Source organism: Gemmiger sp. (assembly GCF_036306485.1).
Taxonomy (GTDB): domain Bacteria; phylum Bacillota; class Clostridia; order Oscillospirales; family Ruminococcaceae; genus Gemmiger.
The window spans coordinates 1-9,382 of sequence record NZ_JAXJZK010000049.1; the positions used below are offsets into that span (position 1 = coordinate 1).

Annotated in this window: 13 protein-coding genes and 1 pseudogene; all 14 read left to right on the plus strand. The window is 63.7% G+C overall.

Annotated elements, in window-relative coordinates:
* The first annotated feature begins 106 nt into the window (after positions 1-106).
* The 14 genes and pseudogenes from U0L91_RS10310 (at position 107) to U0L91_RS10375 (ending at position 9,268) form a co-directional block, all read left to right on the plus strand.
* The gene (locus tag U0L91_RS10310) at positions 107-958 is read left to right on the plus strand and encodes a hypothetical protein (RefSeq protein ID WP_330046695.1); all 852 of its coding nucleotides are present in this window, start codon (positions 107-109) and stop codon (positions 956-958) included.
* Between the two features lie 172 nt (positions 959-1,130).
* Positions 1,131-1,838: an ATP-binding protein gene (locus U0L91_RS10315; RefSeq protein ID WP_330046697.1), complete on the plus strand. Its 708-nt coding sequence runs from the start codon at positions 1,131-1,133 to the stop codon at positions 1,836-1,838.
* 10 nt (positions 1,839-1,848) lie between these two features.
* On the plus strand, positions 1,849-2,379 hold the full coding sequence (locus U0L91_RS10320) for a DUF7768 domain-containing protein (RefSeq protein WP_330046699.1): 531 nt from the start codon (positions 1,849-1,851) through the stop codon (positions 2,377-2,379).
* A 5-nt stretch (positions 2,380-2,384) separates the two neighbouring features.
* Positions 2,385-2,990, plus strand: coding sequence for a Holliday junction resolvase RecU (locus U0L91_RS10325; protein WP_256175079.1), 606 nt, complete (start codon positions 2,385-2,387; stop codon positions 2,988-2,990).
* Positions 2,990-3,632, plus strand: a pseudogene (locus tag U0L91_RS10330) (MT-A70 family methyltransferase). Before U0L91_RS10325 ends, U0L91_RS10330 begins: the two are co-directional and overlap by 1 nt.
* Positions 3,592-3,960: a DNA gyrase gene (locus U0L91_RS10335; RefSeq protein ID WP_330046703.1), complete on the plus strand. Its 369-nt coding sequence runs from the start codon at positions 3,592-3,594 to the stop codon at positions 3,958-3,960. Before U0L91_RS10330 ends, U0L91_RS10335 begins: the two are co-directional and overlap by 41 nt.
* Before the next feature lie 17 nt (positions 3,961-3,977).
* Entirely contained in the window at positions 3,978-4,349 is a 372-nt protein-coding gene (locus tag U0L91_RS10340) for a hypothetical protein (protein ID WP_195385495.1), read from the plus strand.
* Between the two features lie 33 nt (positions 4,350-4,382).
* A complete protein-coding gene (locus U0L91_RS10345) occupies positions 4,383-5,096 on the plus strand; it encodes a hypothetical protein (protein WP_330046706.1) in 714 nt (237 codons plus the stop codon).
* Positions 5,097-5,150: 54 nt separating this feature from the next.
* Positions 5,151-5,927, plus strand: a complete 777-nt coding sequence (locus U0L91_RS10350) for a hypothetical protein (protein WP_330046708.1) — start codon at positions 5,151-5,153, stop codon at positions 5,925-5,927.
* A 15-nt stretch (positions 5,928-5,942) separates the two neighbouring features.
* Positions 5,943-6,161, plus strand: a complete 219-nt coding sequence (locus U0L91_RS10355) for a hypothetical protein (protein WP_330046710.1) — start codon at positions 5,943-5,945, stop codon at positions 6,159-6,161.
* Positions 6,161-6,478: a nucleoside triphosphate pyrophosphohydrolase family protein gene (locus U0L91_RS10360; protein ID WP_330046712.1), complete on the plus strand. Its 318-nt coding sequence runs from the start codon at positions 6,161-6,163 to the stop codon at positions 6,476-6,478. Before U0L91_RS10355 ends, U0L91_RS10360 begins: the two co-directional genes overlap by 1 nt.
* Before the next feature lie 13 nt (positions 6,479-6,491).
* Positions 6,492-7,880, plus strand: coding sequence for a site-specific DNA-methyltransferase (locus U0L91_RS10365; protein WP_118647705.1), 1,389 nt, complete (start codon positions 6,492-6,494; stop codon positions 7,878-7,880).
* 156 nt (positions 7,881-8,036) lie between these two features.
* On the plus strand, positions 8,037-8,390 hold the full coding sequence (locus U0L91_RS10370) for a hypothetical protein (protein ID WP_330046715.1): 354 nt from the start codon (positions 8,037-8,039) through the stop codon (positions 8,388-8,390).
* A 266-nt stretch (positions 8,391-8,656) separates the two neighbouring features.
* Positions 8,657-9,268, plus strand: a complete 612-nt coding sequence (locus tag U0L91_RS10375; protein ID WP_330046717.1) for a serine/arginine repetitive matrix protein 2 — start codon at positions 8,657-8,659, stop codon at positions 9,266-9,268.
* The last annotated feature ends 114 nt before the right edge of the window (positions 9,269-9,382 follow it).

Here is a 9,382-nt window from a genome sequence, read left to right on the forward strand (position 1 = left end):
ATTGCTACCTACATTCTAACAGCTTAAGCAACAAGATGGATAATTCCTTACTGGCTGTAAGGGATATTAACCATAAATATATTGTAGTAGAAAGGAGGTGACGACCGTGGCATGGCTGCAAGTGCATCAGACACTCAAGGATCACCGCAAACTGTTCGACGCTGCTGACCAGCTCGAAGTCGAGCCCCCGCACATGATGGGGCTGCTCGTCTCGTTCTGGCTGTGGGCCCTCGACAACGCCCCGACCGGCAGCCTCTCGGACATCACGCCGCGCATGATCTCGCGGGCAGCTCAGTGGGACGGAGACCCCGAAAAACTGGCGAAAACGCTAATCCGGGCGGGCTGGATCGACGAAAAAGAGGACGGGACGCTCGAGATCCACGACTGGTACGAGTATGCCGGCAAGCTGATCGACCAGCGGCAAGCCGAGAAAGAGCGTTCCCGTAGCCGCCGGGCTGCTGCTGCGGCGTCTGCCGACGCCTCGCCGGACGACCCGACGCCGACCGCCGGACGACCGGCAAACGGCCGCAAGAAAGCCGGAGGCAGAGTAGACCAGAGTAGAGAAGATAAGACAAGAGAAGGTAATACCCCCCCTACCCCCTCTGACGAGGGGAATGACGGCGGCACAAAGTCGCTCGTCGAGGTCAGATTTCTCGAGTTCTGGAAAGCCTACCCGAAAAAGACCGGCAAGCAGTACGCTCTGAAGGCGTGGAACAAGATCAAGCCCACCGCTGAGCTCCACGAGAGGATCATGCAGGCGGTCGACGCTCAGAAGCGGAGCGACCAGTGGCGCCGGGAGAACGGGCGCTACATACCGAACCCGAGCACATGGCTCAACGGCGGCTACTGGGATAACGAGGAGGTGAACGAAGGTGCAGAAAATCAGCGAGATCCTGAGCAGCCCGACAGCTCCGGCCGAGACTGGGGCAAGGGCTTCAAGCCGGCCGACGACGAGTGACCCCGGCAACTGGATCTGGAGCAACGACGAGCGCCTCGCCGGCCGTCCCGGAGTCCCCGAGCCCGTTCCCTGCGAGTTCTGCGGCGCCCTGCGCTACCACAAGGGCATCCCACTCGGCGACCGCATCCTCTGGCCTCCCTATGGAGCCGAGCGATGCACCTGTCCCGAGGCCGTGGCTGCCTACGAGAAGGAAAAGGCAGAGCGCGAAGCTGCTGAGGCCGCAGCCGCCAAGGCTGAGGAGGAGAAGAAAATGCGGGAACGCATCAAGCGCATCGTCGGCGAGTCCGGCATGGGCGACCGTTTCCTGCGGCGCACCTTCTCCACCTTCCAGCTCACCGACGACAACAAGCGCGCAGCGGCAGCCGCCCGGCGCTACGCCGAAGGCTTCGACGCCATGCTGCCGCAGCCCGGCCGTCAGGAGCCCGGCCGCAACGGCCTGTTTATCGCTGGCCCGCCGGGCACCGGCAAGACCCACCTCGCCGCTGCCATCGCCAACCACCTGATCGCGCAGGGCAAGCCGGTCATCTGCATGACGATGATCGACCTGCTGGAGCGTATCAAGCGCACCTACTCCGCGACCGGCGGCAGCGAGAGCGACGTCCTGAAGATCTACAAGACCGTCCCGCTCCTCGTGATCGACGACATCGGCAAGGAGCCGCCGACAGAGTGGGCGATCTCCACGGTCTACAACATCATCAACGGCCGCTATGAGGCATACCTGCCGACCATAGTGACCACCAACTACGACACCGAGGCCCTGATCGACCGCATGACGCCGCGAGAAAGCCGCGACAGCATGACGGCCCGGGCCACCATCGACCGGCTCATGGAAATGTGCAGGGGCATCACCCTCACCGGCCAGAGCTGGCGCTCACGATAGGAGGAACAACATGAAAAAGGTTTACATCTGCTCCCCGTGCCGCGGGGACTACGAGAACAACATCCAGCGCGCCAAGGAGTACAGCCGCGCGGCTGTGGAGAAGGGCGTCATCCCCGTCACCCCGCACATCTATCTCACGCAGTTCATGGACGACAATGTCCCCGAGGAGCGTGAGCTGGCCCTGAAGATTGGCAGCGAGCTGGTGCTCGGCTGCTCCGAGCTGTGGGCCTTCGGCATTGACCACCCCTCTGCCGGCATGACTGCGGAGATCGAGCTCGCCAAGGCGCACGGCATCCCCGTCCGCAACGGCTTCGAGGCCATCAGCGAGCTGAAGCCTGACGAGGAGCCCGAAAGCGACGAGGAGGACAAGCCTGACATCGGCAGCGTCACGCTGCACTTGCCCGCCTTCAGGGCGATGGCCGTCTGCAACCAGCACCTCGACCACGGCCCTCTCAGCATCGAGCTGGATGGCAGCGTCATCCTCGAGCTCGCCGACCGCCTGATCTCCGATCCGGGCGTCCACATCGAGATCGGAGGCTGAACGCCGTGACGAAGTACGACCCGAGAAAGAACGCGGAGGGTTACAACGACCCGACGCCCTACGCAGCCGAAAAACACATGATGGCGCAGATCCGCGGCAAGCAGGCCAGAGTCGCCGGCGGCTACTTCGAGAATATCATCTCGGCCTCGTGCGACTACTACCTCAGCCGCGGCCTCGCCAAGATTGAAAAGACGCCGGAGCCCATGAAGCCCCTCGGCGCCAAGAACCGCAAGGGCCAGTTCCTCGCCTGCTACACCAAGCAGGCCCAGCCGGACTATGGCGGCACCCTGAAGGGCGGCCGGAGCATATACTTCGAGGCCAAGCACACCGACGACGAGCGCATCGAGCAGCGCCGGCTCACCCAAGAGCAGCAGGACGACCTCGAGGCCCATCACAAGCTCGGCGCCATCGCCTTCGTGCTCGTCTCCGTGAGCCTGACGGACTTCTACCGCGTGCCGTGGCCCGTCTGGCGTGATATGGCCGAGATTTACGGCCGCAAGTACATGACGCACGCAGAGCTCTCCCGCTACGAGGTGCCGGCGACGGCCGGCTTCATCAAGTTCCTGCACGGCATCGAGTCGGAAGTGCCCGGAAAGGAGGCAACAACGTGATCCCGTTCCCGGATAAGAAATACAGCATCATCTACGCCGACCCGCCGTGGAGTTACAGCGACAGCGGATGCTCGGGCGCGGCTGCCGCGCAGTACGCGACCATGAGCATCAACGAGCTGAAGCAGCTCCCCGTCAACCCTGCGGGGGGGGGGTATAGCTGCTGACGACTGTGTGCTCTTTATGTGGGCCACATACCCGAAGATGCAGGAGGCCCTCGACCTGATCGAGGCGTGGGGCTTCAAATACAAGTCGATCGCCTTCCAGTGGATCAAGCAGAACCGCAGCGGAAACGGCTACTTTTTCGGCCTCGGCCGCTGGACTCGAGGTAATACCGAGCCCTGTCTGATCGCTATCAAAGGCAAGCCGAAGCGCATCAGCGCCGGCGTCGGTCAGCTCGTATTCTCGCCGCTGCGCAGGCACAGCCAGAAGCCCGCCGAAGTGCGCGACAAGATCGTCGAGCTGATGGGAGACCTGCCCCGCATCGAGCTTTTCGCCCGAGAAGCCGCCCCGGGATGGGACGCGTGGGGCAACGAAGCGCCGACGCCTGAAGTCAAGGACGTGCCAGCCGACAGCGTCGAGCTGGCCGGAAAGGAGGAAACGCATGAACCAGACAACCAAAGAGACCCGGCGCCGCAGCTATGACGCCGTACTACCCAAGCGGGCCGCCCGCTGCCGCCTGATCCTCGAGACCCTCGGCAACCGTGAGCTCACGGCCAGCGAGATCACCGAGGAGCTCGTCGCAGCCGGCCGGATCCCGTACTTCAACCGCAACTACGTCGCCCCGCGGCTAACGGAGCTGAAGGAGATCGGGATCCTCACAACGGTCGGCCGCCGCAAGGCCACCCGCTCAGACGCTACCGAGGCCGTATGGGCCAGAGCAGAGCCTTCAGGCCCCACAGGCCAGACGGCCGCAGCCTACGCAGACAACCCGACCGAGGCCGAGCAGATGACGTTCGGATCGGCCACCTGAGAGAAAGGAGAAACCCCATGAACGAACAGAACCAGCGCGACAGCATCATGTCGATGGCCCGCGGCGCCTTCGAGGAGCGCGTCGACTATGAGATGGACAAGGTGATCCAGAACATACTCGACCCCAACACGAAGGCCACGGCCAAGCGCAAGATCACCCTCACCATCGAGCTGACCCCGGACGACGAACGCCGCACCATCGGCGTCTCCGTGACGGCCAAGTCTACGCTCGCGGCCACCAACCCCGTCGCCACGGCCCTCTATGTCACCTCTGACGGCAACGGCGAGCTCGTCGTCGCCGAGATGGTGCCGCAGGTGCCCGGCCAAATGAACATGGACGGCACGCAGCAGGAGGCCCCGAAGCTCCTGAAGCTCGTCCAGCACGCATAACAACCCACAACACAGAACAAGGAGGACAACACAATGCTCGCAAAAATGATCGACAAAATCGTCAGCCTGAAGGAGACCAAGATCTTCGAGATCGGCGGCCAGACCTACGCCGACGCATCCCTCACCCGCATCCCGCCACACGTCGACCGCCCCGACTGCATCAGCGTCAGCGGCCTCGATAGCATCTGCAAGCTGATCCGCACCGAGCTCGAGAAGGTCGGCACGACCATCATGGTGCAGGTCAAGAGCAACGACACCGTCGAGGTGATGACCACCTACCTGAGCGACTTCTCCCGCAACACGCTCTACCGCGCCAAGGCTGACGCCCCGGGCCTGTACACTGGCTTCAGAGGACGCGAGGTAGCTCTGATCGAGCTGCGGAGCCTCTGCATCCCCAACGAGGGCACGGCCTACCTGCTCGACCTGCTGAGTCGTATGACCAACGAGAACAGCGTCAGCACCAACGACAACGGCGTCACGCAGACCGTCGAGGCCCGTCAGGGCGTCGCCCTCAACGCGGTCGTCGAGATCAAGCCCCGCGTCATGCTGCGGCCGTTCCGCACCTTCCTCGAGGTGGAACAGCCCGAGAGCGAGTTTCTGCTGCGCGTGGATCCCGACGAGGGGATCGGCTTCTTCGAGGCTGACGGCGGCATCTGGAAGCTCGAGGCCAAGAAGAACATCGCCGACTACTTCCTGAAGAACATGGGCGATCTGATCGACGCCGGCAAGGTCGTCGTCATGCAGTAAATGGAGCGCCGGGCGGGCTCCGGCCCGCTCGGCTTTTCTGAAAGGAGCAGCACCGTGAAAGAATACGAAACCCTCACCCGTGAGAAGGTCGACGTCGCGCCCTTCGGCTGCGGTATGCCGGAGACCCACCTGATGCAGGACTGGAGCGACAGGATGCTCGACCTGATCCTGAACGGGCCCACCATCAACGGCATCAAGAAGGACGAAGTGCGGGCCATGCTGCGCGAGACCTACGCGGCCCTGAAGCAGTACGAGAAGATCGGCCCGATGGCCTCGCCCTTCATCAACGACCCGACGGCCATCGTGGCCCGGGCCTTCTCTGAGCTCTACCCCGGCGTCGAGTACGTCGCGCAGTACGTCCCCGACCTGCGGGACGAGACCAACGGCACCGCCTACGGCCTGACCATCTTTCCCGACGACGGCAGCACGCCGATCGTCTGCATCTCGGCCGAGGCGCCCATCAGCGCCGCCCCTGAGCTGCTGGCGCACGAGCTGGCACACGTCGCCACCCCGGAGGACACGGAACACGGCGAGAGCTGGAGCGCAGCGTCGGAGGCCATATTCACGAAGTACAACGAGCTCCTCGACGCCATGATCCCCGACGGGCCCGAGCCTGTCCTCTCGCCCCACCGGCCCGGAGACGGCGGGATCCTCACCATGCCGCTGCGTGATAACGTCCCGGAGCCTCCGACGGACGACTGGCAGCTCACCACCTGCCCCGTCTGTGGCGCTGAGTGCTGGCAGACAGACACGGCCCGCCGGATCCTCGCACTGGAGCCCGACGTCCGAATCGCCTGCACAGCCTGCGCGCTGAAGGGGCTCGGCAAATAATACTGGAGGTAATACATGAACAACGAAAGAAACAACAAAACGGCCGGCGGGATCGGCTTCTGCGGCCTTCTCGCCGTCGCCTTCATCGTCCTGAAGCTCACCGGCGTCATCAACTGGAGCTGGCTGTGGGTACTGGCCCCCATCTGGATCCCGACCGCCATCACCCTCGCCATCATCGTGATCGTGCTCGTGGCCGTACTGGTCAGAGAGCTGACGAAGGGAGGCCGCCCGTGATGACCACGGAGGAGCGCCGGGCTCTGCTGGATCGTGCGATCACGACCTACGGCGCGCCGGCACAAATGGACATGGCCGTCGAGGAGATGGCCGAGCTGACCAAAGCCCTCTGCAAGGTGAAGCGCGTGAGCTGCGCCGCAGAGGCGAAGGCTGTACTCGAGAACGCGGTCGAGGAGATGGCAGACGTCCAGATCATGCTCGACCAGCTCCGCATCATCTTCGGCCGCAGCACCGCCGAGGCTGAGGAGTACAAGCTGGAGCGCCTGAAGAAGCGCCTCGACGCAGCCACAGCAGCGGAGGTATCTCGCCGCGGCTGAAAGGAGGAACCACATGGCAAAAGACAAACCGCAGCCGCAGACCGGCCCCGAGATCGAGGAGTACAGCACCACGGCCACGCCGAAGGCATACGCCGGCAGCGTCCCCGTGTTCTGCGCACACGACGCCATCGTCCCGCTGAAGGATCTGCGGCCTAACCCCAAGAACCCCAACCAACACCCGCCGGAGCAGATCAAGCTCCTCGCTTCTATCATCCGGGCGACCGGCTGGCGCGCTCCGATCACCGTCAGCAAGCGCAGCGGGCTCGTCACCAAGGGCCACGGCCGCCTCATGGCCGCGCAGCTCGACGATCTGACCGACGCACCGGTCGACTATCAGGACTACGCCAGCGAGGCCGAGGAGCTGGCCGATCTGACGGCCGACAACCGCATCGCGGAGCTCGCCACCACCGACAACAAGATGCTCGCCGAGGTTTTCGCCGACATCGACACCGGCGAGATCCCGTTCATGCTCAGCGGCTACACCGAGGACGACTACGGCAACATCGTGACGGCTCTCTCTGAGGCGCTGCATACCAAGGAGCCGAGCAGCGACCCCGACGCCGAGATCCCGGCCCCGGCCGCGCCGGTCACACAGTACGGCGACCTCTGGATCCTCGGCCGGCACCGCGTCCTCTGCGGAGACTGCACCCGGCCGGAGGATCGCGCCCTGCTGCTCGACGGCAACAAGCCTGAGATCCTGCTGACCGACCCGCCCTACTGCTCGGGCGGCAGCAAGGAGTCGCAGAAGTCGACCGGCAGCATCGGCACCGAGAGAAAGAACGGCAAGGCACCGAAGATCGCCAACGACATCCTCAGCACGCGCGGCTACCAAAACCTGATCCGCGGCGCGCTCACCGACATCCCCTGCCTCTACGCCTACATCTTCACCGACTGGCGTATGTGGGTATATCTGTTCGACCTCGTCGAGGCGGCCGGCTTCGGCGTCAAGTCTGAGATCGTATGGGACAAGGGCACGCCGGGCATGGGCGTCGGCTGGCGCTCGCAGCATGAGCTCATTCTGTTCGGCGCCAAGGCTGCCACCCACTTCGACGGCCACAAGGGCTACGGCAACGTCCTGAGCATCTCCCGCTCCGGGAATGAGCTGCACCCAACACAGAAGCCCGTCGAGCTGCTGGAGAAGCTGGTCGACAACACGGACTTCGCCACGGGCGTCTATGATCCCTTCGGCGGCTCCGGCACGACGCTGGCCGCCTGCGAGGCATACGGGCAGCCCTCCTACATTATGGAGCTGACGCCCGCCTTCACGGACGTGATCGTCAAGAGGTACATCAGAATAACAGGAAAGACAACCGTGCGCTGCGTCCGTCAAGGCCGAGAGCTACCGCGCGAGGAGATCGCCGCGATCTTCGAGCCTGACGAGGAAGGAGGTGAGCAGGAGTGACGCCCTGACATAATGAGCGAGAAGCCGATCACACAACGGATCAAGGACAGGCTCGCGGCCTACACCGCCATGCTGAGGGACATCGACAACCAACTCGAACGCCTCGACCGCATGGAGATGACGATGGCCTCACCGCCCGGCCCTGATCTGACAGGTATGCCACGCGGATCCGGCACACCATCCGACCGCACCGGCATGATGGTGGAGCGGAAAATGGAGCTCGAGGAACAGATCGACCGGCTCAAGGCTGAGGAGAAGCAGGAGCGCAACGCCATCGAGGGCCTGATCCTCCAGCTCTCCGACCCCGACGAGCGTGCCGTCATCCGGCTGCGCTACTTCGACCGGGCTGACTGGGAGAGCACCTGCGGCGTCCTGTTCGGTGATCGGCGGGACTACGTCGACAGAGTGGACGCCTACCAGAACAGGACATACAAGATCCACGGCCGCGCCCTGCTCAACCTCGCCGCCGTGCTGGACGAGCTGGAGCCCCTGCCTGAGCTGCGGCAGTAAAACGCAGTAAAAGGAACAAAAGGGAAGTAAAAGGAATTGAAAAGCAGTAGCGCCCCGTGCTATTCTATATCCTGCAAAAGACCGCCGGACACACGGGCAACGCCGTGACAATTCCGAGCGGCTGACCAGAGGAAAACCGAATAACAACCGACGGCAAGAGGCCGACGGGCGAACCAACGCCCGCCGGTCTCTTTTTGCATATTCAGGAGGTGACAATAACGGCAAAGGCAACTATCACCATGCAGGTCGAAAACTTCCAAAAGCTCATGGACACTGTCGCGCAGATCGACGAGCAGGGCCGCAAGGCCGTGAAGGCCACCGTCCGCGACGTCAAGGCCAGAGCGCCGAGCTGGATCGCTCAGGAAGTCACATCGGTCTACAACATCAAGAAGGGCGAGATCACCCCGTCCGGCAAGAACAGCAGCAAGCCGAAGAAGATGGCGGGCAGCGTCAACGTCTCGGGAGAGACCATCGAGGAGCTGACCATCACCTACTCCGGCCGGATGCTCACCCCTGTGCACTTCGGCATGACACCAAAGACCGCACCGCCGGGCAAGAGCTACACGCTGCGGATGCAGGTGGTCAAGGGGCAGAAGAAGGTCATCGGCCGTTACCTGAACACCCGCACCCCGGGCGGCCCGTACTCCGAGCGATCGCACAACATCCTCATGGGGACGGGCAACACCAAGGCCGGCGGCGTCAGCGCCATTCCATTCCAGCGAATGAGCCGGACGCGCACCGACATCAAGAAGTTCACCACCATCTCGGTGCCCTCCATGATAACCAGCGAGCGCACCAATGAGAAGATAATGACCCGACTCCAAGAGGAGACGGCCAAGCGCCTCCAGCACAACCTCGACCGAGCTCTCGGGAAGTAGCCCACAGCGGCCCGCAGGGCGCCCACCACGGCGCCATGCACCGAGCCCGGCCCCACACCGCCAGACGCGCACAGAGCGCGCCACAGCGCCGCGCAGACGCCTCCACGGCCACGC

Bases quoted from the DNA above. Each gene is read 5' to 3' on its own strand.
- U0L91_RS10320 (WP_330046699.1), top strand. From the start codon at position 1,849: ATGAAAAAGGTTTACATCTGCTCCCCGTGCCGCGGGGACTACGAGAAC.
- U0L91_RS10335 (WP_330046703.1), top strand. From the start codon at position 3,592: ATGAACCAGACAACCAAAGAGACCCGGCGCCGCAGCTATGACGCCGTA.
- U0L91_RS10340 (WP_195385495.1), top strand. From the start codon at position 3,978: ATGAACGAACAGAACCAGCGCGACAGCATCATGTCGATGGCCCGCGGC.
- U0L91_RS10345 (WP_330046706.1), top strand. From the start codon at position 4,383: ATGCTCGCAAAAATGATCGACAAAATCGTCAGCCTGAAGGAGACCAAG.
- U0L91_RS10355 (WP_330046710.1), top strand. From the start codon at position 5,943: ATGAACAACGAAAGAAACAACAAAACGGCCGGCGGGATCGGCTTCTGC.
- U0L91_RS10360 (WP_330046712.1), top strand. From the start codon at position 6,161: ATGACCACGGAGGAGCGCCGGGCTCTGCTGGATCGTGCGATCACGACC.
- U0L91_RS10365 (WP_118647705.1), top strand. From the start codon at position 6,492: ATGGCAAAAGACAAACCGCAGCCGCAGACCGGCCCCGAGATCGAGGAG.
- U0L91_RS10370 (WP_330046715.1), top strand. From the start codon at position 8,037: ATGCCACGCGGATCCGGCACACCATCCGACCGCACCGGCATGATGGTG.
- U0L91_RS10375 (WP_330046717.1), top strand. From the start codon at position 8,657: ATGGACACTGTCGCGCAGATCGACGAGCAGGGCCGCAAGGCCGTGAAG.